The organism is Paenirhizobium cremeum, from assembly GCF_022884085.1.
In the GTDB taxonomy this organism is placed as follows: Bacteria; Pseudomonadota; Alphaproteobacteria; order Rhizobiales; family Rhizobiaceae; genus Allorhizobium; species Allorhizobium cremeum.
The window spans coordinates 1-23,928 of record NZ_JAGGCS010000005.1 but is presented as its reverse complement, the minus strand read 5'-3'; the positions used below and the strand labels follow the sequence as shown (position 1 = coordinate 23,928).

Sequence of the window (23,928 nt, the reverse complement as noted above, 5' to 3'; positions counted from 1 at the left end):
CTGTCAGGACTGGAGGAGAGCAAGATGGATCGAAGCGGAATGAGCGAAGCATTTTCGCCGGAAAACAAGCTTGCGGAAGCCCTCCTTCCCCATGCAATCGAGGGAAATGACGGCTCGCACGACATCGCCCATATCCTGCGCGTCTTCCGCAATGCCATGCGCATCCATGCCGCCGAGGGGGGAGACCGGGAGATCCTCACCGCCGCCGTCCTGCTGCATGATTGCGTTTCGGTGGAAAAGAACTCGCCGCTTCGTGCGCAAGCCTCCAAACTCGCAGCAGACAAGGCATCGGATATCCTTCGAGGCCTCAGCTGGCCGCAGGAGCGGATTGAGGCCGTGGCCCATGCCATCCTTACCCACAGCTTTTCCGCCAACATCGCGCCGGAGACGCTGGAAGCGAAGATCCTGCAGGATGCAGACAGGCTTGACGCCATCGGCATGGTGGGCGCTGCACGCTGCTTCTATACCGCGGGACGCATGGGTTCCGCACTCTACGACCCCGTCGATCCCCTTGCTGAAAACCGACCGCTCGACGACAGGGCCTTCGCCATTGACCATTTCGCCGCAAAGCTGTTCAAGCTTTCCGGGAACTTCCAGACGGCGACCGGTAGTGTGATCGCCCGCGAGCGGCATGCGCGTCTGGAGCAGGTGCTCGAACTCTTGACCGACGAAATCTGAGGCAGGCCATGAAGGTTACCGAACTCGCCATCTATCCGCTCAAAAGTGCCCGCGCCATCCCGCTCCAGACGGCCCGGATCGAGGCGCGGGGGCTTGCAGGCGACCGGCGGATGATGATTACGGACCCATCCGGTCACTTCATCACCCAGCGCGAGTTGCCGACGCTTGCAGGTCTCACCGCCCTGCCCTCGGCGACCCATCTCAAGCTTTCGCTCGATGACGGCCGCGAGATGATGGTTGCGCCACCGCATCCCGAGCGCCGGATGAACGTGGCGATCTGGAAATCCATCGTCAGCGCCGCTGAGGCCGATGACAGCGTCAATGCGAGGCTTTCCGAGTGGTTCGGCCGCGAAATGAAACTCGTCTTCTTCGACGGCGAGGCGAGCCGTAGCGCCAGTACCGAATGGGCCGGCCCCGACAGTCCGGTGGGATTTTCCGACGGCTACCAGATCCTCGTCACCACCACCGGCTCGCTGAAGGCGATCAATGACGACATGGCCGCCCATGGCGAAGGCTCGGTCGGCATGGAGCGCTTCCGCCCGAACATCGTCGTCGATTGCGACGAGGCATGGGCCGAAGACGGCTGGGCGGCCATCGAGATCGGCGGTATCCGGTTCGATCTGGTCAAACCCTGTGCGCGCTGCATCATGACGACCCAGGACCAGATCACCGGATCGCGCGAGGTCGCAAGCCCGATGCCGGCCATGGGCCGCATCCGCATGTCCGGCGACCGGCGCGTGCCGGGACCGCTGTTCGGCTGGAACGTCGTGCCACGAGGAGAGGGATCGATTGCGGTCGGAGACGCTGTGAAGGTCATCGAGCAGCGTGCCGAAGGCTGGACGATCAAGCGGCGCGGCTGACGTCTCCCATTCCCCCAGGGCGACGGCATATGGAACGTGCACCGTCGCGGTGCTCCTAACCCTCCTCTCCCCACAAGGGGCAGCGGCGCTACCCGCCAACCCCTTTCCGGTCGGTCGCCATAGGTGACAGTCATCAATTCCGTTGATTAGCGCTTCACGAAAAGGCGCTTTTCCGCGGCGGGTCGACTGATTATCGTCCAGGTCCTGAGAGGAGATTTTCATGTCCGCCACGACCACCCGCCCCGCTTTGCCCTGGCTCATCATCGTCGCCGGCTCGCTGATCGCCATGCTGACCTTCGGGCCGCGTTCGGCCATGGGCTTTTTCCAGTTGCCCATGCTCAACGACACCGGCTGGGACCGCTCGACCTTCGGGCTCGCCATGGCCATCCAGAATCTCTGCTGGGGCCTCGGGCAGCCCCTGTTCGGGGCGCTCGCCGACAAATACGGCACCGGTCGCATGCTGACGCTTTCCGGCGCGCTCTATGCCCTCGGTCTTTTCACCATGGCCCATGCCGATGCGCCTGTCTGGCTGCATATCGGGGGCGGCGTGCTGGTCGGTCTCGGGGTTGCGGCCGGCTCCTTCGGCATCGTGCTGTCCGCTTTCGCACGCAACGTGGCGCCGGAGCAGCGCTCGCTCGCCTTCGGCATTGGCACAGCCGCAGGTTCGGCAGGCATGTTCCTCTTCGCGCCGCTCAGCCAGGGGCTCATCTCCGCCTTCGGCTGGTCGGACAGTCTGGTCTATCTCGGCCTGATGATGCTGATCGTCCCCTTGCTCGCGTGGCCGCTGCGCGGCAATGCAAAATCCGGAAAGCAGTCACGCAGAGAGTTCGAACAGAGTGCCGGCGAAGCGTTGCGCGAAGCCTTCGGCCACAGGAGCTACCTGCTGCTGACCAGCGGCTTCTTCGTCTGCGGCTTCCAGGTCGCCTTCATCACCGCCCACTTCCCGGCCTATCTCGGCGATATCGGCATCGATGCCCGCTATGCGGTGATCGCCATGGCGCTGATCGGTTTCTTCAATGTCATCGGTTCGCTCGCTTCTGGCGTGATCGGCCAGCGCTATTCGAAACCGTATTTCCTGGCATGGATCTATCTTGCCCGGTCGCTGGCGGTGACGCTGTTCCTGCTGTTGCCGCAATCGCCGGCCTCGGTGATCGTGTTCGCCATCGTCATGGGCCTCCTGTGGCTGTCCACGGTGCCGCCGACGAATGCGCTGGTGGCAATCATGTTCGGCACGCGGCATCTCGGAATGCTCGGCGGGATCGTTTTTCTGTCGCATCAGATCGGCTCATTTCTCGGAGTCTGGATGGGCGGTTATCTCTATGACAAATTCGGCAGCTATGATGCCGTCTGGTGGTTCGGCGTGGCGCTTGGCATTTTTGCGGCGATCGTCCATTGGCCGATCCGCGAAAGCGCTGTCGAACGCGGACTTCCCGCGGCGGCCTAAGGTCGCAGTGCGACAGGATGTCATTTTAAGAAATGCGGCATGAGCGATGATTTTTTGCCGCAATGCACCCACATTTGGAGCATGAAAGAATTTTATTTTATTTTTCTTTCTGCACCTGTTGACGGGAGAATGTTCGACACCTACCTTTGTCGCATCGGAAAGAGACCGATAAACCCAAGATGAAACCGGCTTCAGAGGAAGCCCTTGCCAATAAGGAGGTCAGCGAATGCATATTGCCCTTAATGCCGCCCGCCCTTGGCATAAATCCCCGCTCGGCGTGGTGAAATCCAATTGCCGACGTTGCTTCTGTCGAATGTGACGCTGAACAGGCACTGAATTCTACAAACGACGCATTTATTTAAGTCTGCGCAAGCGCGCAGGCGGGGAAACCGTTATGGAAAAGCAAGTCATTGAATACGCCGGCATTCCCGTCGGCATCACCGTTCCCGACGGGGATCGGGTCAAGTTCATCGCCGTCAAGTTCCCGGTCATCGATCTCGACGGCGGTACCTACCGCAATGTCAGCGAGCTGCAGAACGCCATTCACCGGCATATGCAGAACTCGTCCAGCGATCAGACGCTGTTCGCACGCGCCGCCAATGGCACAGGCCTTGCCTCCGACCGCAAGGTCTTCAATGCGGCCTGACAGAACCCCTCGCGAGCCGCGCCGGCCTCAAGGCCTCGCGGCTCGTAGACGTGTCTGTTGAGAAAAAAGCCGGTTAGGCGAAAAGCTTCCGCCAGACTTCCCGCATCAGCAGCCTTTCCCGCTCCCGCCAGAAGAAAAGGGGGAAGGGCAAACATGCGATCGGCATAGGGCAGCCCGGCAGCCCGGCAAACCGCCCTGCCCGATTTCGGCGAGACATAGGCAAGATCCTCCCGGCCTCCGGTCGCTGCGCACTGGTCGAGATCGAGACCGAAGCCGAGATCGTTCAGCACCGCGAGTTCGAAACGCACGAAAAGCTCTCCGGCCGCGGCCGGCTCGTCGAGGTGATCGAGGATCACATCCAGCGCCTCGAAAAGATGCGGATGCGGGTCCCGTTCGGGCAAGAGCCGCAGCAGCGCCCCAAGCGCCTGCACGCCATAGGCGGCGGTTGCGCTTTCCATCAGTTTCGCCGCCCTTAGCGTTACCGGCTCGACCCGATATTCCCCGAGATGTTCATCGAGCCGCGCCCGCCAGGTGACCTCGAGCCGGTTTCCGGGCTGCAGCACCGGCTGCATGCTGCGCGAACGTCCGCTGCGCACCAGTCCCAAATGACGGCCACGGCTTTTCGTCATCATCTCCGCGATGACGCTCGTTTCGCCATGACGCCGTGCGCCGAGCAGGATTGCTTCGTCCGTCCATTCCATGGTGCCATTCTAGAGTATTTCCGGCCAAAGCGGAATCGTCTTCACTGTTCTATCTCCTTGTTTTAGCGCCATTCCCGACGCAAGATCCGTTGCCGCCTCTGCCGGAAATGCTGCAAAGCGTGTCGCGCGCGAACGGAATCGTCCGTTGGGCGAGCTGCCGGCCGCATTTAATTGCTCCACCGGCGGCAATCCGGCATTCCCGTGCGGCCGGAATCGTTATACTTCCAACGCATATCTCATTGACGGGAAGGTTCCGACATGGCCCCCGCCTCCCCAGGCCCAGAAGAGCAGCCACCAGAGCCCGGCCGGCTGACCGCGTTGCCGGAGCCTGTCCGCTGGGCGATCCTCACCCTGTTGTCGCTCGCCTTTGCCGGTCTGTTGACGGTCGCCCATATCCCGGCCGCACTTCTGCTCGGACCGATGATGGCGGCCATCGTCGTGGCGACCAACGGCGCGCGGCTCTCGGCGCCCACCCTGCCCTATCTCGCCGCCCACTCGCTGATCGGCTGCATCATCGCTCGCTCCATCGACGCGGAGATCGTGACGACCTTCGCAGCCGACTGGCCGATCTTCCTCTCCATCGTGCTCGCCGTCATCGCGTCGAGCACGCTGATCGGCTATGTTATGGCGCGCAATGCCGTATTGCCGGGAACGACCGCCGTGTGGGGAACGTCCGCCGGCGCGGCCTCCGCCATGCTGGTGCTTGCGGAGGCCTATGGCGCGGATGCCCGGCTGGTCGCCTTCATGCAGTATTTAAGGGTGGTCTGCGTTGCCTCGGCCGCTTCGATCATCGCAGCCGCCGTCTTCCACGCAACGGGCGGACAGGCCCCTGAGGTCGTCTGGTTTCCACCGGTGGACTGGCTGGAGCTTGGCAAGACACTCGCCGTCGCCTTTGGCGCCTGCGCCATCGGCGCCCGTTTCCGAATCCCGGCCGGCACCATGTTCCTGCCGATGCTGGCAACCGCATTGCTGCACGGTCTCGGATTCATCACCATCGACCTGCCGCCATGGCTTCTGGCGTTCGCCTATGCGCTGCTGGGCTGGAAGATCGGCCTCGGCTTCACCCGCCGCATCCTTCGCCATGCAACCTACGCGCTGCCGCAGATCATGCTCTCGATCGTCGTGCTGATCGCCTTTTGCGGCGGACTCGCCATGCTTTTGTGGCGTTTCCTCGGGATAGATCCGCTGACCGCCTACCTTGCGACCAGCCCGGGCGGTCTCGACTCGGTCGCGATCATCGCCGCCTCGACGCCGGTCGACCTGCCCTTCGTCATGGCGCTGCAGACCGCGCGTTTCCTGCTGGTGCTGTTGCTCGGCGGACCGATATCGAAGGCGGTGGCCCGCCTCATCGACCGCTGACGTCGTACGCGCCCGCGACTTCTATCTCTCTGTTTTCGCGCAATTTGGGACGCAAACCGGTTTCCACTTTTGCCGGAATTGCTCTATTCGCGCGGGAATTCGAGGCCCATTTCACGGAACCGTTCGGGATCGTCGCCCCAGTTTTCGCGCACCTTCACGAACAGGAAGAGATGCACCGGCTGTTCCAGGATTTCGGAGAGTTCCTTGCGGGAAGCGGTCGAGATCGACTTGATCGCTTCGCCGGCCTTGCCGAGCACGATCTTCTTCTGGCTTTCGCGCTCGACATAGATCACCTGTTCGATGCGGACGGAACCATCCTTCCGTTCCTCCCACTTCTCGGTTTCGACGTGGGAGGAATAGGGAAGCTCCTGGTGCAGGCGCAGGAACAGCTTCTCGCGAGTGATTTCGGCCGCGAGCTGGCGCATGGGAAGATCGGAAATCTGGTCTTCGGGGTAGTACCAGGGGCCTTCGGGAAGCGTCTTTGCCAAGTAATCCATGACGTCGTCGCAGCCGGAACCGGTCGTCGCGGAAATCATGAAGGTGCGCTCGAACTTCACCGCCTCGTTGGCGGCGGAAGCGAGCTTCAGCAGATCCTCCGGCTTCACCCGGTCGATCTTGTTGAGCACCAGGATTTTCGGCTGGGGGACGTCCTTCAAGCCTTCGAGGATCGCCTCGGCATCGCCGCGCAAGCCCCGCTCGCTGTCGATCAGCAGCAGGATGAGATCGGCATCCTTGGCCCCGCCCCAGGCGGACGTCACCATGGCGCGGTCGAGCCGGCGACGCGGCTTGAAAATGCCGGGCGTGTCCATGAAGACGATCTGGGCGTTGTCGTGGATCGCAATGCCGCGCATCACCGCGCGGGTCGTCTGGACCTTGTGGCTGACGATCGAGACCTTGGCGCCGACGAAGCGGTTCACCAGCGTCGACTTGCCGGCGTTCGTCGGACCGATCAGGGCGACGAAGCCGGAATGGGTCGGGGTGTCGCCAGCAGCAGGAGTGTCGGCGGAAGTGTTTTCAGGTTCTGTCATCGGTTCCAATCAGCCTGCGTCAGTGGCTTTCTGCCAGACGCCTTCGCGTTCGAGAAGCCTCGTTGCGGCCACCTGTTCGGCAGCGCGCTTCGAGCGCTCGGTTCCTGTCTCCGGCGCAACGCCGGGAATTTCGACGATCACCGTGAAGCGGGGATCATGATCCGGTCCGGAGCGTTCCGCAATCCGGTAGGTCGGGGTGACGGCATGCTTTGCATGCGCCCATTCCTGCAATTCAGTCTTGGCGTCGCGCCGCGCTCCATCGGCGCGGGTGGCGCGGCTCGACCAGAAGCGCAGGATGAATTCGCGCGCAGCCTCCAGCCCGGCATCCAGGTAGATCGCCGCGATCAGGCTTTCGACCACATCAGCCCGGACGTTCAGCATATGCTTGCCGGTCAGTTTCTTGACATCGGCGCCGGTGCGGATGAAGCGGTGCAGTTCGAGCTGGTCGGCGATCTCGGCGCAGGCTTCGGCGCTGACCAACTGGTTGAAGCGTACGGAAAGCTCGCCCTCGGTCGCCGCCTTGTAGGTCTTGAAAAGAAGTTCGGCGACGCAGAGCCCGAGCACCCTGTCGCCCAGGAATTCCAGCCGCTCGTAATCGCCCCCCTTCGAGCCCGCCTTGGCGCTCGAATGGGTAAGCGCCCGGTCAAGGCGCTCCTTCTCGACAAAGCGATGACCGATCGCGGCTTCGAGCCACGACCGGTCCTCGTCGGTCAGGCCTTTCGGCTTCTTCATTCAACCACCTTGAACAGACGGTCCCAGCGCATGTTGGACGGCCACTTCCAGATTTCGCGGAACGAGGTGTCGTTGCCGAGCGAGAAGAAAATGACGGACGCCTTGCCGATCAGATTTTCGGCCGGCACAAAACCGACGTCGAACCGGCTGTCGAGCGAGTTGTCGCGGTTGTCGCCCATCATGAAATAATGACCTTCGGGAACGATGAATTCGCGGGTGTTGTCGCCGCGGGAATCCGGGGACTGGTCCAGCGTGTCATAGGTCACGCCGTTTTCCAGCGTCTCACGGAATACCGGAACGTCCGTACCCGGATCGAGGCGGTAATCGGAGGTAAAGCTGCCATCCGGCACCTTCGGCACCGGCTTGCCATTGACGTTCAGGACGCCGTCAATCACCTGGATACGGTCGCCCGGCAAGCCGATCAGCCGCTTGATGTAATCGATCTGCGGGTTCGGCGGGAAGCGGAAGACCACGATGTCGCCGCGCTTGGGCTCGCTTGCGAAGATGCGGCCTTCGAACAGGTCGGGTGAGAAGGGCAACGAATATTTCGAATAGCCGTAGGAGAACTTGTTGACGAAGATGTAGTCGCCCACCAGCAGAGTCGGCATCATCGAACCCGACGGGATCGTGAAGGGCTGGAAAAACACCGTCCGGATCACCATCGCCAGCAAAAGCGCCTGGATCACGACCTTGATGTTCTCCCAAAGGGCACTCTGCTTTTTTTCTGCTCGTTCGGTCACGCAGTCTCTTCCTTCTCTGAAATCCTGCACTCTCTAGACGTTTCAGGCGTCCGCGGCAACGGCGCAGGCATGCATTTGGCAGCCCATTCGGGCTCAACCATGGCCGGGCACGGCCTCGATAATAACAAAAGCCTGAGCCAGGGGATGGTCGTCGGTGATCGTCAGATGAATCACCGCGTGATGACCGGATGGCAGCATGCGCTGGAGATGCGCCGCAGCGCCGCCCGTCAACTGCATGGTCGGCTTACCCGAGGGCAGGTTGACGACACCCATGTCCTTCCAGAACACACCCCGCGCCATGCCAGTGCCGAGCGCCTTTGACATCGCCTCCTTCGCCGCGAACCGCTTGGCATAGGAAGCCGCCCTGTTCTTGCGGCCGTCCGACTTGCGGCGCTCGATCTCGGTGAAACAGCGGTTGGTGAAACGTTCGCCGAACCGGTCGAGCGACTGCTCGACGCGGCGGATATCGATGAGGTCGCTGCCGATGCCGATAATCATGATTTCCTTCGCCCTAACGCACCGACATCAGACGCTCACGCCACCGTCGACCGCTTCCGACAGGCGCATCCTGGCGCGCTGGGAAAGCCGTGCCCGGCGGCGGGCCTGAAAGCCTCGCACCGCATGGAAGGTCAAGCCGTATACGGCGAGACCGGTGACAAGAGCAGGAGGAACGGCGCCAATCAGCATGGGCTCCAGCACCGGCCGCCACAACTGCGACAGATCAAAGGTGCTGACGAGATGATGAAGATTGAGATGGCGCCCGATACTGCTGTCTCCGCCGCCAAGGATCATCGAACCGATCTCCCACGTGGCGGCCCAGATGAACGGAAATGTCAGTGGATTGCCGAAAGCGGTGCCAAGGGCCGCCGCAACCATGTTTCCCGCAACGAGATAGGCGAGCGCGAAGGAGAAAAGGAAATGCAGTCCGACGAACGGCGTCCACGACGATGCGATACCGGCGGCAAAACCGGCAGCGACCGCATGCGGCGAAGCCGTCAGGCGGACGATACGCATACGGAAATACTGAAAAGGACGCGAAAAACCCTTTCGCGGCCAGAAAAGGCCACGCAGCCTTTCGGCTAGTCCTGCGGGTTTACGTCTGCGAAACAGCATGGAGGCACATGTAGTCGATGAGCCCCCGTTTCGACAAGAGCGGCCGAGAGCCTGAGGATACTCGCCATCGCTCCCGGCGAAAATAAGGCGCAGGACAAGCCGTCATGCGCCTTCGGACGGTGCGTCGGCTCAGAGGCCGCGACGGAACATGCCTCGGTCGATCTGACGCTGGCGGAATTCCAGGTCGACCATATCACGGGCGCCGTTCAGGTATGCCATTTCACGATCTGCAACGCTCGGAACGCGCAGGGCCTTGGCCAGCTTGCGGATGGGTTCAAACATTTTTCTGTCCTCGTTCTTTCTCTCTTATGTGAGGACAATGTAATTGTGCGACGCAAAAACCACCAGTTCCGATAAATAGCGACAGCCATGCGTCAAATGCATGACTTGCAGATAATGCGGCCCGCCACTGCCCATCTCGGAGGCATTTTGTCGCATCCGCGCATAACAGTTGGGCAAGTGAGCATCCACACGGCGCCGGAAAACGCCCGGAGCCTCGTCGCCTGCCTTGGGGCGGCCCTCGTCAATCGTAGACGCGCCGCGCCGTCGAGATACAGTCGAGAGCCTTGAGTTCGGAAATGAGCTGATTCAGCTGGCGCAGGTCCCAGACCTCGAGATCGAGCGCCATTTCGGTGAAATCGGTGGCAACGCGCGTCATGCTGAGCGTGCGGATGTTGATGTCGAGGCGAGCGACCGTCTGGGCGACCGTCGCGAGCGTACCCGGCTCGTTCAGCGCATTAATCAGGATACGGGCAACAAAACGCGACTTGTTCGCCTCGTCGAGATCCCAGCGCACATCGATCCACCGTTCCGGTTCGTCATCGAAGCGTTGCAGGCTCGATGCCTGGATCGGATAGATGGTGATGCCCTTGCCGTCTTCCATGATGCCGACGATGCGATCGCCCGGCACGGCGCCTGCCGGTGCGAAGTGCACTTCGGCATTGCCGGAGAGACCGCGGATCGGCAGCGGCTCCGGCCCTTCGGCGGTCTTCTCGCCTTCCGTCCCCCGCGTCTTGCCGGGGATCTTGAAGACCATGCCGCTCGCCGTGCTCATGGCAAACCAGCCCTCGTCGCTCGAGGGCTTCACCGTCACGCGCTCGTCCTGGTAATCGGGATAGACCGCCCGCAGCACGTCGAGCGAGGAAATTTCGCCCCGACCGACGGCGGCGATCGCGTCCTCCACCTCGCGCTGACCCAACCGGTGCAGCACCGGGCGCAGTCCGTCCCGCGAGAACACCTTGCCGGCGCGCTCGAAGGTGCGCTCCAGAATGCGATAGCCGAGGCCGGAATACTGCTTGCGGATCGCCATGCGGGTCGCCCGGCGAATGGCGGCGCGCGCCTTGCCGGTTACGACGATCTCTTCCCAGGCAGCTGGCGGAACCTGCACGCCAGAACGGATGATCTCGACTTCGTCGCCGTTCGACAGCCGCGTCACCAGCGGCATGATCGAGCCGTTGATCTTGGCGCCCACGCAGGTATCGCCGATGTTGGTGTGCACGGCATAGGCGAAGTCGATCGGGGTCGCCCCGCGCGGCAGCGCGATCAACTTGCCCTTCGGCGTGAAGCAGAAGACCTGGTCCTGGAACAGTTCGAGCTTGGTGTGCTCAAGGAACTCTTCCGGATTGTCCCCTTCGGCCAGCGCCTCGATGGTATGGCGCAGCCAGGAATATGCATTGCTCTCGCGCGACAGAAGTTCGCCCGGCTCGCCGTTTTCGCCATCCTTGTAGAGCGCGTGGGCGGCGATGCCGAATTCGGCGATTTCGTGCATGCGCCGGGTGCGGATCTGCAGCTCGATGCGCTGGCGCGACGGCCCGACGATGGTGGTGTGGATCGAGCGGTAGTCGTTCTGCTTCGGCGTCGAGATGTAGTCCTTGAAGCGACCGGGCACCACGCGCCAGCGGGTGTGCACGATGCCGAGCGCCCGGTAGCAGGACGGAATGTCATCTACCAGAATGCGGAAACCATAGACGTCGGAAAGCTGTTCGAAGGAAAGCGACTTCGACTGCATCTTGCGGAAGACCGAATAAGGCTTCTTCTGCCGTCCCTTGACGGACGCCTTGACGAGGCCGTTTGCGACCAGCAGTTCGCGCAGTTCGTCCTCGATCTTCTTGATGAGCCCTTCATTGCGCTGAGAGAGTTCGGCGAGCCGCTGCGTGACAGTCTCGTAGGCTTCCGGATTGATATAACGGAAGGACAGATCCTCCAGCTCGTCGCGCATATCCTGCATGCCCATGCGCCCGGCGAGCGGCGCATAGATTTCCATCGTTTCCTCGGAAATGCGCGCGCGCTTGTCGTCGCGCATGTGTTCGAGCGTCCGCATGTTGTGCAGGCGGTCGGCGAGCTTGACCAGGAGGACGCGCACGTCATCGGAAATCGCAAGCAGCAGCTTGCGGAGGTTTTCCGCCTGTTTTGCCTTCTTGGTGACGAGGTCGAGCTTTTTGAGCTTGGTCAGTCCCTCGACCAGCCGGCCGATATCCTCGCCGAACAGTTCGTCGATTTCGGCGCGGGTCGCCGTGGTGTCCTCGATCGTGTCGTGCAGAAGCGCAACCGCGATGGTCGATTCGTCGAGATGCATGTCGGTGAGGATGGCGGCAACTTCGAGCGGATGGGAGATATAGGGATCGCCGCTGGCGCGCTTCTGCTTGCCGTGCTTCTGCATGGCATAGACATAGGCCTTGTTGAGGAGGGCTTCGTTGGCATCGGGCTTGTACTTCTGAACCCGCTCAACGAGCTCGTATTGCCGCATCATGCAAAGCTGCTCCACAAAAGAAAAGCGCGCCAACCGTCACGATTGGCGCACGAAACCGTATCCTCTCCGTCATATTATGACGGAATCAATTGACGATTAGTAATCGTCGCTCTTTTCCGGCGGAACGAGGCCTTCGATGCCGGCCAGCAATTCTTCTTCCGACATCTGGTCAAAAGTAAGGGTTTCCGGCAGCTCGTCCTCTTCATCGCCCTTGGAGACGACTGCGGCGCTTGCGATCATCGCGCCGGCTTCCTGCTCGGGCTCATCCACTTCGACGTGCTTCTGCAGCGAATGGATCAGATCTTCCTTGAGATCGTCGGGCGAGAGGGTTTCATCGGCGATTTCGCGCAGCGCAACAACCGGGTTCTTGTCCTTGTCGCGGTCAACGGTGATCGGTGCGCCCTGCGAAATCTGGCGCGCGCGGTGGCTTGCCAGCAGCACGAGCTCGAAGCGGTTGTCTACTTTGTCGATGCAATCTTCAACGGTGACGCGGGCCATTGCCTGTCCTTTGCGGTCGTGAACTTTCAGGGATTAGCAGCCCGATACAATCAATGGAAGGCAAATTCAAGTTTTTCGTCAACATCCCGCCCCGCCAAGGGAACGGGACTTAAAAAAAAGCACGACCCAATCCGATTGTTTCAACCTATACGTGCTTGGAATATTGCGAATCGTGCCCTAAATCATTCTTATATGAATAGTTCATAAATTACGGGGACTATCCATTGGCGTGCAGGCAAGGTTCTGTTTTGATTATCTTTTGCCAGATAACTCATATTCCTGTTCAAGGATAATTGCGCGATGTTCGACCCGCGGGAAAAAATAGCTCTCTTCATCGACGGCGCGAACCTATACGCCGCTTCAAAGAGCCTCGGCTTTGACATCGACTATCGGAAACTGCTCAAGGCGTTTCAGAAGCGCGGCTACCTTTTGCGGGCTTATTATTATACGGCGCTGATCGAGGATCAGGAATATTCTTCCATTCGTCCGCTGATCGACTGGCTCGACTACAACGGCTACAAGGTCATCACCAAGCCGGCCAAGGAATTCACGGATTCCATGGGACGCCGCAAGGTGAAGGGCAACATGGACATCGAACTGGCCATCGATGCGATGGAACAATCGGAAACCGTCGATCATCTGGTGATCTTCTCCGGCGACGGCGATTTCACCACGCTCGTCGAGGCGCTTCAGCGCAAGGGCCGCAAGGTCTCCGTGGTCTCCACCATGGCAACCCAGCCGCCGATGATCGCCGACGACCTTCGCCGGCAGGCCGATTACTTCATCGATCTCGTCTCGCTGAAGGGGGAAATCGGCAGGGACCCGAGCGAGCGTCCGCAACGGGCACTGGACCCCATTCCGGCGGTCGACACAGAGTAGAGGCGGTGTAAGGCCACAGCCTTTGCAACTCTGCTGCAAATATCCGTTCGTTCCGATAGAGGCTTGCCCTCAAAAATAACCAAATATGGAATAGGCTCCATATTCCTCGATGCGGCAAAACAAGCCGATACAACTGTGGGCAGTGAAGTACTGTCTCAGTTTTGCGACAGTTTCTTCATCGCCGCGAACTTAAATATTATCATTTCGTTAAGTCATCAGGGCTATTTTGCTCACCTGCGCAATCATCGCGCCTCAGGATCTTATTCCACCACTCCTTATTCAAACGAAGGGCGCGTTTAAGTCCGTCCGGAGTTTTCACAACATATAGGCAGACCCATGGGCAGCTTCCGCCGGGACCCATCCCAATTGAACGACCGTTTGAATTTTCTCGATCTGGGTGCGAAGGAAAGAGACACGCTATCGGCCTTGCAGCCGGTCATCAAGGCGGCGATCGGCCCTGCGCTCGACGAGTTCTACCGCCGCGCAAAGGCCCATCCAGAAACGGCGCGTTTCTTTTCCAGCGATGCCCATATCCAGCATGCCAAGGGCCGGCAGGAAAGCCATTGGAGCCTGATCGCCTCGGGCCGCTTCGACGACGACTATGTCGATGCGGTATCTGCAATCGGCCGCACCCATGCGCGGCTCGGCCTGGAACCGCGCTGGTATATCGGCGGTTACGCGCTGATCCTCGACGGCATCATAGAACGTGTTGTCGCAGAGGAGTTGAAGGGTTTCGGACAGTCCCGCAAGGCCAAGCGCATCACGGCCAATGTTAGCGCAATCATGAAAGCCGCCATGCTGGACATGGATTATTCCATTTCCGTCTATCTTGAGGCGCTTGCCGAAGAACGCGCCCGGGCGGAAGAGGAGCGCAACCGCCTGGAGGCCGAACAGGAAGAGGCGCTGAAGGCTCTCGACGGCGCGCTCGGGCATCTCAGCGCCGGTGATCTGACGGCCACGATCGAACATGACCTCGCTCCCAAGTTCGACGGTCTCCGGATCAATTACAACAAGGCCATTTCCTCGCTTGCCACGGCCTTCGGCGAGATCGTTGAGGAAGCTGCGCGCGTCACTTCCAACAGCCGCGAATTGACCGCCGCCACCGACGATATGGCGAAGCGTACCGAGCAACAGGCCGCGGCGCTCGAACAGACGGCAGCGGCGCTGGAGGAAATCGCCACGGTTTCCAAACAGGCCGCGACACGGACCCAGGAAGCGCGCGCGGCCGCCAGGACATCCGCCGAAGAGGCGGTCCGTTCGGGCGAAATCGTCTCGGAGGCGGTCGGCGCCATGGGCGACATCGAGGAATCCTCGCGCAAGATCACGCATATCATCAGCGTGATCGACGAGATTTCGTTCCAGACCAATCTTCTGGCGCTGAATGCCGGGGTCGAGGCCGCCCGCGCGGGCGAAGCCGGTAAAGGTTTTGCGGTCGTCGCGCAGGAAGTACGCGAACTTGCCCAGCGATCGGCTGCGGCTGCCAAGGAGATCAAGACGCTGATCGACCGCTCGTCGCAGGATGTCGCACGCGGCGTCTCGCTGGTAAACCGAACCGGAGATGCGCTGAAGACCATCGGCGAGCAGGTGCACACCATCAACGAGCATATCGCCGCGATCGCCACGTCCTCGCAGGAACAATCCGCCGGCATCGGCGAAATCAACGCCGCCATCAACAGCATGGACCAGATGACCCAGCAGAACGCCGCTATGGTCGAGGAAACCAATGCCTCGACCCATACGCTGATGGACGTCTCGACCCACCTGACGCGGCTGATTTCGCGCTTCTCGGTATCCAGTTCCTATGACGCGCCGGCCGCATCCGGCGAATACCGGCCGCGCTACGCGGCCTGACGGCGGGGCCGCAGAGGTCCTGTCCATCGGAACGAACCTCCCCGCCGGCGGAAAAAGACATCCATGCTCTTTTTTTGGCGGCGGCAGTTTCTCTGTCGGGGTAAAACGGCGTCATGCTGTTCACCCGCCCCACCGACGAAGTCCTCTATGACGCTCTGGTCGCCCGCGATCCGGCCTATGACGGTTTCGCCTATGTCTGCGTCACTTCCACCCGCATCTTCTGCCGGCTGAGTTGCCCCGCCCGCAAGCCGAAGCCGGAAAACTGCATTTTCCAGGACAATGTCGCGGCCTGCCTCGAAGCGGGTTATCGTCCCTGCAAGCGCTGCCGTCCGCTCCTCAAGTACAAGGATCAGGACCCGACAGTCAGCGCACTGCTTGACGCACTGGAAAAGGAACCGGCGCGACGCTGGCGGGAAGACGATCTGAAAGCCGCGGGATACGATCTCTCCACTGTGCGGCGGGCCTTCAAGCGTCAGTTCGGAATGAGTTTTCTGGAAATGGCGCGCCTGCGGCGCATCGGCCAGGCTGCGGAGCTACTGTCGGAAGGCGGTCGGGTCATCGATGCGCAACTCGATGCAGGCTTCGAGTCCGGCAGCGGCTTTCGCGCCGCCATCAACGCCCTGATCGGCGAGGCGCCGGCAGGGCTTCGCGGCAAGACGCTGCTGAAGGCCGACTGGATCGAAACGCCGCTCGGGCCGATGATGGCGATTGTCGACGACCATGCGCTCCATCTCCTTGAATTCGCCGACCGCCCCGCCCTGCCGAACGAGATCCGGCGTCTCAAGGAAACCTCCCGAATGGCGATTGCCAGCGGACGCACCGCGGTAACGGAGATGCTTGCGGCGGCGCTGGATCGCTATTTCTCCGGCGAGAATTCCGGATTCGATGTTCGCATCGCCGGCCATGGGACTGCTTTCGAACGTGACGTCTGGGCCGCCTTGCAGGCGATCCCGGCCGGCGAGACGATGAGTTATTCCGAGCTTGCCGGCAGGATCGGTCGCCATTCCGCAGTCCGTGCTGTCGCGCGCGCCAATGGCGCAAACCGGATCGCCATCCTGATCCCGTGCCATCGGGTGCTCGGCGCCGACGGCAGCCTCACCGGCTATGGCGGCGGCCTCTGGCGCAAGCGCTGGCTGATCGAACACGAACGGCGTATGGCCGGGAGCCGCGAGACCTCCGCAACGCGCTAAAGCATCCGGCCTATTGCTCACAGGAAACGAGCCAGCCAGCAGAGCAGCCGGATCGTGCGATCCCTGCCCTTCCATTCCGGCCTTTCCAGGGGATCGGCGAGCGGATGCCGGGCTTGCCGGCCCGGCCTTGCCGCCAGAAAGAGCAGAAGCCAGTTGAGCCGCATGGCGTTTTCCTCCAAACTGATGCCGTTAATTCCTTGTTCCGCCGCAGGTCGCTGCCGCCGGGCGGCTTTGCGCCTTGTGCGGCATGCCTTAGTTAAGCCTTTGTTTTTTCAGGGTGTAGATGCAGGAATGAACGGAGCGTTTCAGCCATGAAAGACGAGAACTGGGATGATCTCAGGCTTTTCCTGCAGGTGGCGCAGGCGGGCGGGCTGGTCGGCGCCGCCGAGCGCACCGGCATCAGTGCGCCGACCATCGGCCGCCGCATGCTGGCGCTCGAACGGGCGACCGGCCACAGTCTCTTCATCCGCCACAGCAAGGGCTACAGTCTGGCGCCGGACGGCGAAGTCCTGCTGCAACACGTGCAGCGCATGGAGGCGGAGGCGGTCGCGATCCGCCGCTGGAACGAAAACGGCTATTGCCTGCCGATCGTTTCCGTTGCCAGCAACAGCTGGCTGTCGATGTTTCTCGCCCGGCGGCTGCCCGCCATCTGGAGCCCTCAGGATTCCTTCCGGCTCTGCGTCAAGGCAAGCGATGCCGGCGTGGACCTTATCTTCCGGGAAGCCGAAATCGAGCTCACGCATCAACGACCATCCGCCGGCAACCTGGCGGCGCGCCAGTCCGTGCGGATTAGCTATGCAGCCTATGCGACCCCCGCGGTTGCGGAGGAGAAGCAGGAGAGATGGATTTCGATCGGCCGCGAACAGGCAACAGCCGCAGCCGACAAGTGGATTTCACGCCAACCCGACAAATGGATCAGCGTCTGGACCACGACGCCGGCAGCTCTTCTGGAACTGGTTCGCGCCGGAGGAGGCCGGGCGATCCTGCCGTGCTTCATCGGGGAACGGGAAGAAGGGCTGGTACGGATCGGCGAACCGATCGAGGCGCTTACGGCGGACCTGTGGATCACCATGCATGACGACGACCGCAGCCGCCCCGAGGTACGCCTGATGATCGACCGGCTGGCAAAGCTTCTTCAAACCCATGCGACGCTGTTTGCCGGTCCGGATCGGGCCGCGGCAGCGGAATGAATGCACGGCTTTCGTCTTACGGCGCTTCGAAGCTGATCGGCTGGGCGCCTTGCCACAGAACCATCCGGCCCATGGCTTCCAGATTCTCCCTGCCCTCGATGACGGTCAGGAAGTGATTTCCGGCGAGCGCGCCCATCTTGCTGGCGAAATGGGAACTGCCATAGGCGAACAGAAGTTCCGTCTCGCTGTATCCGCCGGGATAAAGCAGGATGTCGCCACGGGAGGGGTGGCAGGTATGGTTTTCGAAGCCCGCCCCGAACTGGAAATCGCCAAGCGGCACCCAGACGGCCTCACCGCTCCAGCGGGAATGGATCGTCTGGTTGCGAAACGGCAGGAAGCTTTTGAATATCCGGCAGGTTTCCGGCGCCTTCTCGATCTCGAAACGGGCGGTGAACGCAAACGGGCCGACGACCAGCTTCAGCAATTCGTCAGCCATATCAGCCGGCCGTCTTGAGAAGGCGCGACTTCTGGCGGTTCCAGTCCCGTTCCTTCGCCGTCTCGCGCTTGTCGTGCAGCTTCTTGCCCTTGGCGAGCGCGAGTTCCAGCTTGGCCCTGCCCTTTTCGTTGAAGTAGATCTTCAACGGCACGAGCGTCATGCCTTCGCGATTGATGGCGGCGCGCATGCGGTTGATCTCGCGCTTGTTCAGGAGCAGTTTGCGACGACGGCGGGTCTCGTGGTTGAAGCGGTTGGCCTGCAGATATTCCGGCAGATAGGAGTTAATCAGCCAGATCTCGTCCCCCTCGTCCGAGGCGTAGGATTCCGCGATATTCGCCTTGCCTTCACGCAACGACTTAACCTCGGTGCCGGTCAAAACAAGACCGGCCTCGTAGGTATCGATGATCTCGTAATTGAAACGGGCCTTGCGGTTTTCCGCAACGACCTTGTTCACGATGCGCTGGCTGCCTCGGGGTGCCATGATGAAAAGTCCAATCCGCCCGGAATGCTTGTTATCTTGCGGAGGGCGGGCGTCCCGTCCGGCTTTTGTCGTTCCTATGTAATATAGCGACCGCCGGAAGGGAAGAAGCCGGGCGCAGGCGCCCGGCCTGTCGGTCAGTTGGCAAGACCTGCATGCACCAGCGCGGCATCGATGGCCGCTTCGGTCGCAGGTTCCAGCGTCGGCAGCAGCGGCAGGCGCACATTGCGGCTCATGCGGCCAAGCCTGGCCAGCGCGTATTTGACGCCACAGAGGCCGGGCTCCATGAAGATCGCCTTGTGCAGGGGCATCAGACGGTCCTGATAGGCGAGCGCCGTCTTGTAATCGCCAGCAAGCGTCGCCGCCTGGAATTCGGCACAGAGTTTCGGGGCGGCATTGGCCGTGACCGAAATGCAACCGACGCCGCCATGGGCGTTGAAGCCAAGCGCGGTCGCATCCTCGCCGGAAAGCTGAATGAAATCGACGCCGCAGGTGATGCGCTGGTCGGAAACACGCTCCAGCTTGCCCGTCGCATCCTTCACACCAACGATATTCTTGTGCGCCTTCGCCAGCGCGCCCATGGTCTCGGGCGACATGTCGATGACCGACCGGCCGGGAATGTTGTAGATGAAGATCGGCAGCTTCACGGATTCGGCAATCGCGGAGAAGTGGGCGAAAAGGCCCTTCTGCGTCGGCTTGTTATAATAAGGAGTGACAACCAGCAGGGCATCGGCGCCAACGGCTTCGGCATGCTGGGCCAGTTCGATGGCTTCCCGGGTGTTGTTCGAGCCGGCGCCGGCAATCACAGGCACGCGCTTGGCAGCAACCTCGACACAGAGTTCCACGACCCGTTTGTGCTCGTCATGGGAAAGGGTCGGAGATTCGCCGGTGGTGCCGACCGGCACGAGGCCGGAGCTTCCTTCGGCGATCTGCCATTCCACATGGGCGGCAAAGGCGGCCTCGTCAACGGCGCCCGTTTCGGTGAACGGCGTGACGAGCGCGGGAATGGATCCCTGGAACATACATTAGACTCCTGCCGGCCAGCGCTCACGCTTCGGCCGTATTCCTCGATTAAGACGCGCGCACATTACTTTGCAGAATGCAGCGCGACAAGCGGAACGCTGACGGTTTTGTGACGGATTTGGCGATGCGGAACATCGAATTTCTGGCTTTTCGGAAAGGTTTCGTTAATCTGACGGATGGCTAATGGAGACGATGCACAGTGTTCCATGAGTAGCGGGATGAGACGGGTCGGACTTTCGATATCCATCTTCGGTCTGGGGCTTGCCGTAATGGCCGGCAACGGTCTGTCCGTCTTTGCGGAATCCATACCCGTACCCCCGGCGAAACCGGTCGCCCAGGATCTCGCCGCGATCATCCCGCCCTCTCCGGAAACGACCGGCGCAATCCCGCGCACGGGTCGGCTCGGATCGGTAAATCCGCTGCTGAAAAGCGGGCTGGATGCGCTTTCCAACAAAAAGGGCGCCGATGCGCTGGCGATCCGCGACAGGATGCCGGAGGGGCTCGACCGCCACATGCTGACATGGTCCATCGCCATGTCCGGCCTGCCCGGCATTCCCTCGTCGGAAATCGCCGCAGCGCAGAACGAACTGAAAGGCTGGCCGGGCCTTGCAGCCTTCCGGGCCAATTCCGAGCGGGCGCTTTATCGCGAGAACCCGCCAACGGCGGACGTGCTTTCCGCCTTCGGCACCACGGCGCCGGAAACCGCGGAAGGCGCCATCATTCTTTCCCGCGCACTCGTTACGAAGGGTGACAGCGCGGCAGCGGCAAAGGTGCTCCGCAAGATATGGCGGGAACAGGCGCTCGACACGTCGCTCGAAGACAAGATCATTGCCGAGTTTCCGCAGCTCCTGACGCCTGCGGATCACAAGGCCCGCATGGATTACCTGATGTACCGGAGCCGGATCGGCCAGGCCAAGCGGTTCTCCAGCCTCGGACAGGCGCAATCGCTTTACAATGCCTGGGCGGCCGTGCTGAACCGGTCCGCGCAGGCTCCCGCCCTGCTCAAGGCGGTCGATGCGAAATGGGCTTCCAATCCGGCCTTCCTGTTTGCCCGGATCGAAAACCTGCGGCGGCAGGAGAAATACGAGGAAGCCGCCGCGCTGCTGGCAAAGGCGCCGCGCGAGGCATCGAAGCTCGTCAACACGACGGAGTGGTGGAACGAACAGCGGATCGTCGCACGGGGGCTGGCCGACCTCGGCAAGTTCAAGGCCGCCTATCAGATCGTTTCACGCCACGCCGCCACCGAGCCCGTGGATGTGGTGGACGCCGAGTTCCACGCCGGCTGGTTCGCCCTGCGCGGGCTGCAGGACGGCCAGACTGCTGCCGGTCATTTCCGCAGGATTTTGCAGGTGTCGGACAAGCCGTTATCGGCGTCGCGCGCGTGGTACTGGCTCGGCCGGGCCGCGGAGGCGAGCGGAGACGGCAAGGCGCAGGAATATTTCGCCAAGGCCGCCCGGTTCCCGAGCACCTTTTACGGGCAGCTGGCCGGCGCGCGCGCGAAGAACGGCAGCCTGCAGATCCCCTATCCCCAGCCGAGCGCCGAGGAACGCCAGCGTTTCGACAGGCGCGAGGCGGTGCAGGCCATTGCCCGCTTCGAGGCAGCCGGTCATGCATGGCGCGGCGACAGCCTCTACCGGGCTCTTGCCCAGCAGCTCGACAGCCCCGGCGAACTGGCCCTTTTAACGGCCAAGGCGGAAAAGACCGGAAACCACCAATTGTCGCTGCAGATCGGCAAGACCGCCTATGCGCGAGGCATCGACGTGCCCGCGCTCGCCTTCCCGATCGGCGTCATTCCCGCGAATGCCAATATCGAAGGGTCGGGGAAGGCCCTGGCCTATGCCATCGCCCGCCAGGAAAGTGCCTTCAATCCCGCGGCCGTTTCTCCCGCCAACGCTCGCGGCCTGCTTCAACTTTTGCCGACGACGGCAAAAGGCGTCGCGACCCGCCATGGCCTTGCCTATTCCAAGGAAAAGCTGACGACCGATGCCGGATACAATGCCACGCTCGGCGCCCATTACCTCGGCGAACAGATCGACGCTTTCGGCGGCTCCTACATCCTGACCTTCATCGCCTATAATGCCGGACCGAAGCGGGTGCCCGAATGGCTCGACCGCTATGGCGATCCGCGCGGGCGGCCGATCGACGAGGTGGTGGACTGGATCGAGCGTATCCCCTTCCCCGAGACGCGCAACTACGTGCAGCGGGTGATGGAGAACTACCAGATCTACAAGAGCCGGCTCGGCCAGAAGGCCGATATCGTCCACGACCTGCGATACGGTCGCTGACCATCTTTCATGCCGGCGGCAAAGCGCGCTACAACAGCCTCTCGGCGCGTTTGCGGGAGGCTCTTGTGACGAGCAACTATACCAGTGGGTTTGACAGGCATTTCGTTCCGCTCATCGATGGGCTCAGGCTGCATGTCCGTGTCTATGGCGCCGGAAACGACGGCCTGCCGGTGATATGCCTGCCCGGCCTTTCCCGTAATTCCCGCGATTTTCATCAGCTTGCGCTTCAACTCTCGACACAGCCGTCCGCACCGTTGCGCGTAATGACCATCGATTCGCGCGGGCGCGGCCTCTCGGACCGGGATGAAAAGACAGAGCGCTACACCGTTGCGACCGAGGCGCAGGACGTGGTTGCCGTTCTCGATCATTTCGGCATCGATCGCGCCCCCTTCATCGGCACCTCGCGCGGCGGCCTTATCCTGCATGTGCTGGCGGCCACACATCCGGAACGCATCGCCGGCGTCGTGCTCAACGATATCGGCCCCGTGATCGAGATCGAGGGACTGAAGCAGATACAGGCCTATCTCGGTCGAGAGCGCCATCCGGCGGATTTCGACGATGCCACGGCGATCCTGAAAGAAACGCATGGCGCAAGCTTCCCCACACTTGAGGATGCCGACTGGCGTGACATGGCCGACGCGATTTACCGGGACATCGATGGAGAGCTGGTTGCGGATTTCGATCCTGCAATTGCCGAACAGCTTCGTGCGGCGGATCTCAGCCAGCCACTTCCCGACCTGTGGGCGCAGTTCGATTTCTTCCGTACGCTGCCATTGATGGCGATACGCGGGGCAACCTCGCGCCTGCTGTCACAGGAAACCGCCGAAGCCATGGCCAAGCGGCATCCGGAGATGCGCCTGCTGATCGTTCCGGGCCAGGGCCATGCCCCGATCCTGCATCTCGGAGACATCCCTTCGAAACTTCATGCGTTTCTGAGCACTATTCGCTGACGCTGTGGAAGAAGGCGCCTCGTCTCCAGCCAGGGCACGACGAAAATAACCCATATGCCCGCGGCGAGGATAGGCCGCCCTTTCGCGTTCGCTCGGGCGGCAAGCCCTTCGACGTGCGAAAATCGCAGACCGTTGTCTGAAAAAAGAAAAGCCCGGTCTTGCGACCGGGCTTTCCCTATAAGATCGGGTGATCTTATTAGAACGAACGCTGCAGGCGGACGAAGCCTTCCCAAGCGCCGTCAACACCAGCTTCGTCGGTGTCAGCATACTGAACCGAAACCTTGGTCTTCAGGCCTTCAGCGATAGCGTAGTCGAGGGTTACGCCAGCCTTCCAAGCGTCAACGTCGCCCGTGAAGTCGCCGTCAGCGTCAGCATAGCCGTAGTTCCACCAGTACTGGAAGCCGGGGGTCAGGGTCAGCTTGTCGGTGAGCTTGGCTGCGTATTCAGCAGCAACGGTCCACTCTGCCAGGTCGTAGTAAGCGTTTACGCCGGAGGAGTAGATAGCTGCGAGGCCGAGGGTGCCCGGGCCGATTTCAGCTTCGACGATAGCGCGGACAGCGCCGTTTTCAGCTGCGAAGTCGTAACCGCCGAGCAAGGTGCCGGTGACCGGACCGAAGGTAGCGGAAACCATGGCTTCGATACCGACGTTGTCGTTGTCGTCGTAGTAAGCGAAGGCCGGATCCCAGTCAGCGTAGGTGTCGGTCAGTTCGTCAACGAATACGCCGACCTTGAAGGCGTCAGCAGCATATTCGTAACCGATGGCGTTGATCAGGTTCGAACCGAGGTCGTCGGTTTCGCCGGACAGACCAGCATCCCAGTAGTTGTACATGTAGCCGACCTTGAAGCCGCCGACAGTGATGTAGGCTTCGTCAAGTTCGAAAGAGGTGTTGCCGTAGTCGTCGTCACCCCAGGACTTGAATGCGAAGTAAGAACCGATCGTGCCGATTTCGGAGTCGTTCTTGGCTTCGATGGAGAGGTAGCCACGGGTACGGGCGTTCCAATCGAAGTCGTCGTCGTCGCTTTCAGACCAGTCGAACTGAGCACGAACGTAACCGCCGATCTTGAGGCAGGTTTCGGTGCCGGGGATGTAGAAGTAGC

Annotated in this window: 25 protein-coding genes; 11 read left to right on the top strand and 14 right to left on the bottom strand. The window is 61.5% G+C overall.

What is annotated here, in order from left to right:
* Window positions 1-24 precede the first annotated feature (24 nt).
* From J5N58_RS10485 to J5N58_RS10470, 4 genes are all read left to right on the top strand, one after another.
* Window positions 25-678, top strand: a complete 654-nt coding sequence (locus tag J5N58_RS10485; protein ID WP_112827372.1) for an HD domain-containing protein — start codon at window positions 25-27, stop codon at window positions 676-678.
* Between the two features lie 8 nt (window positions 679-686).
* On the top strand, window positions 687-1,538 hold the full coding sequence (locus tag J5N58_RS10480; protein WP_112827373.1) for an MOSC domain-containing protein: 852 nt from the start codon (window positions 687-689) through the stop codon (window positions 1,536-1,538).
* A gap of 220 nt (window positions 1,539-1,758) precedes the next feature.
* Window positions 1,759-2,982 (top strand): MFS transporter, encoded by a 1,224-nt coding sequence (locus tag J5N58_RS10475; protein ID WP_112827374.1) that lies wholly within the window; start codon window positions 1,759-1,761, stop codon window positions 2,980-2,982.
* A 394-nt stretch (window positions 2,983-3,376) separates the two neighbouring features.
* The gene (locus J5N58_RS10470; RefSeq protein ID WP_113338622.1) at window positions 3,377-3,628 is read left to right on the top strand and encodes a hypothetical protein; all 252 of its coding nucleotides are present in this window, start codon (window positions 3,377-3,379) and stop codon (window positions 3,626-3,628) included.
* Here the strand turns inward: J5N58_RS10470 and recO are convergent.
* Entirely contained in the window at window positions 3,556-4,329 is a 774-nt protein-coding gene (recO, locus tag J5N58_RS10465) for a DNA repair protein RecO (RefSeq protein ID WP_113426105.1), read from the bottom strand. The genes J5N58_RS10470 and recO overlap by 73 nt on opposite strands.
* A gap of 258 nt (window positions 4,330-4,587) precedes the next feature.
* On the opposite strand from recO, the gene J5N58_RS10460 reads away from it, so the two are divergent.
* Window positions 4,588-5,688, top strand: a complete 1,101-nt coding sequence (locus J5N58_RS10460) for an AbrB family transcriptional regulator (protein ID WP_113426106.1) — start codon at window positions 4,588-4,590, stop codon at window positions 5,686-5,688.
* A gap of 83 nt (window positions 5,689-5,771) precedes the next feature.
* On the opposite strand, the gene era is transcribed toward J5N58_RS10460, so the two are convergent.
* From era to rpoZ, 8 genes are all read right to left on the bottom strand, one after another.
* Window positions 5,772-6,716, bottom strand: coding sequence for a GTPase Era (gene era, locus J5N58_RS10455; protein WP_112827479.1), 945 nt, complete (start codon window positions 6,714-6,716; stop codon window positions 5,772-5,774).
* A 9-nt stretch (window positions 6,717-6,725) separates the two neighbouring features.
* Entirely contained in the window at window positions 6,726-7,448 is a 723-nt protein-coding gene (gene rnc / locus J5N58_RS10450; protein ID WP_112827378.1) for a ribonuclease III, read from the bottom strand.
* Complete coding sequence (gene lepB, locus J5N58_RS10445) at window positions 7,445-8,188, bottom strand: signal peptidase I (RefSeq protein WP_112827379.1); 744 nt, start codon at window positions 8,186-8,188, stop codon at window positions 7,445-7,447. The genes rnc and lepB overlap by 4 nt, the downstream gene beginning before the upstream one ends.
* A 93-nt stretch (window positions 8,189-8,281) precedes the next feature.
* Entirely contained in the window at window positions 8,282-8,686 is a 405-nt protein-coding gene (gene acpS, locus J5N58_RS10440; protein WP_113466633.1) for a holo-ACP synthase, read from the bottom strand.
* A gap of 27 nt (window positions 8,687-8,713) precedes the next feature.
* On the bottom strand, window positions 8,714-9,301 hold the full coding sequence (locus J5N58_RS10435; RefSeq protein WP_244710724.1) for a DUF2062 domain-containing protein: 588 nt from the start codon (window positions 9,299-9,301) through the stop codon (window positions 8,714-8,716).
* 129 nt (window positions 9,302-9,430) lie between these two features.
* Window positions 9,431-9,583: a DUF3563 family protein gene (locus J5N58_RS10430; RefSeq protein ID WP_112827382.1), complete on the bottom strand. Its 153-nt coding sequence runs from the start codon at window positions 9,581-9,583 to the stop codon at window positions 9,431-9,433.
* Window positions 9,584-9,824: 241 nt separating this feature from the next.
* Entirely contained in the window at window positions 9,825-12,050 is a 2,226-nt protein-coding gene (locus J5N58_RS10425; protein WP_112827383.1) for a RelA/SpoT family protein, read from the bottom strand.
* 96 nt (window positions 12,051-12,146) lie between these two features.
* Window positions 12,147-12,548, bottom strand: a complete 402-nt coding sequence (rpoZ, locus tag J5N58_RS10420) for a DNA-directed RNA polymerase subunit omega (protein WP_113437904.1) — start codon at window positions 12,546-12,548, stop codon at window positions 12,147-12,149.
* A gap of 300 nt (window positions 12,549-12,848) precedes the next feature.
* On the opposite strand from rpoZ, the gene J5N58_RS10415 reads away from it, so the two are divergent.
* From J5N58_RS10415 to J5N58_RS10405, 3 genes are all read left to right on the top strand, one after another.
* A complete protein-coding gene (locus tag J5N58_RS10415) occupies window positions 12,849-13,427 on the top strand; it encodes a LabA-like NYN domain-containing protein (RefSeq protein ID WP_113338616.1) in 579 nt (192 codons plus the stop codon).
* A 336-nt stretch (window positions 13,428-13,763) separates the two neighbouring features.
* Window positions 13,764-15,278 carry a globin-coupled sensor protein gene (locus J5N58_RS10410; RefSeq protein ID WP_244710722.1) on the top strand — a complete coding sequence of 505 codons (1,515 nt, stop codon included), beginning with the start codon at window positions 13,764-13,766 and terminating at the stop codon, window positions 15,276-15,278.
* A 113-nt stretch (window positions 15,279-15,391) separates the two neighbouring features.
* Complete coding sequence (locus tag J5N58_RS10405; RefSeq protein WP_113341138.1) at window positions 15,392-16,468, top strand: bifunctional transcriptional activator/DNA repair enzyme AdaA; 1,077 nt, start codon at window positions 15,392-15,394, stop codon at window positions 16,466-16,468.
* A 17-nt stretch (window positions 16,469-16,485) separates the two neighbouring features.
* Here J5N58_RS10405 and J5N58_RS10400 read toward each other — a convergent pair whose 3' ends face one another.
* Complete coding sequence (locus J5N58_RS10400) at window positions 16,486-16,632, bottom strand: hypothetical protein (RefSeq protein ID WP_162748401.1); 147 nt, start codon at window positions 16,630-16,632, stop codon at window positions 16,486-16,488.
* 147 nt (window positions 16,633-16,779) lie between these two features.
* On the opposite strand from J5N58_RS10400, the gene J5N58_RS10395 reads away from it, so the two are divergent.
* A complete protein-coding gene (locus tag J5N58_RS10395; RefSeq protein ID WP_113426111.1) occupies window positions 16,780-17,658 on the top strand; it encodes a LysR family transcriptional regulator in 879 nt (292 codons plus the stop codon).
* A gap of 16 nt (window positions 17,659-17,674) precedes the next feature.
* On the opposite strand, the gene J5N58_RS10390 is transcribed toward J5N58_RS10395, so the two are convergent.
* From J5N58_RS10390 to dapA, 3 genes are all read right to left on the bottom strand, one after another.
* Entirely contained in the window at window positions 17,675-18,094 is a 420-nt protein-coding gene (locus J5N58_RS10390; RefSeq protein WP_112827389.1) for a DUF3830 family protein, read from the bottom strand.
* 1 nt (window position 18,095) lies between these two features.
* Window positions 18,096-18,575, bottom strand: coding sequence for an SsrA-binding protein SmpB (smpB, locus tag J5N58_RS10385; RefSeq protein ID WP_112827390.1), 480 nt, complete (start codon window positions 18,573-18,575; stop codon window positions 18,096-18,098).
* A 134-nt stretch (window positions 18,576-18,709) separates the two neighbouring features.
* Window positions 18,710-19,594, bottom strand: coding sequence for a 4-hydroxy-tetrahydrodipicolinate synthase (gene dapA / locus J5N58_RS10380; protein ID WP_113437903.1), 885 nt, complete (start codon window positions 19,592-19,594; stop codon window positions 18,710-18,712).
* 219 nt (window positions 19,595-19,813) lie between these two features.
* On the opposite strand from dapA, the gene J5N58_RS10375 reads away from it, so the two are divergent.
* Together J5N58_RS10375 and J5N58_RS10370 are read left to right on the top strand one after the other, a co-directional pair.
* On the top strand, window positions 19,814-21,880 hold the full coding sequence (locus tag J5N58_RS10375) for a lytic transglycosylase domain-containing protein (RefSeq protein ID WP_244710719.1): 2,067 nt from the start codon (window positions 19,814-19,816) through the stop codon (window positions 21,878-21,880).
* Window positions 21,881-21,945: 65 nt separating this feature from the next.
* Window positions 21,946-22,830 (top strand): alpha/beta fold hydrolase, encoded by an 885-nt coding sequence (locus tag J5N58_RS10370; protein ID WP_113444137.1) that lies wholly within the window; start codon window positions 21,946-21,948, stop codon window positions 22,828-22,830.
* Window positions 22,831-23,026: 196 nt separating this feature from the next.
* Here J5N58_RS10370 and J5N58_RS10365 read toward each other — a convergent pair.
* Window positions 23,027-23,928: porin (locus J5N58_RS10365; RefSeq protein WP_244710717.1), on the bottom strand; the 902-nt coding region annotated here is incomplete at its 5' end.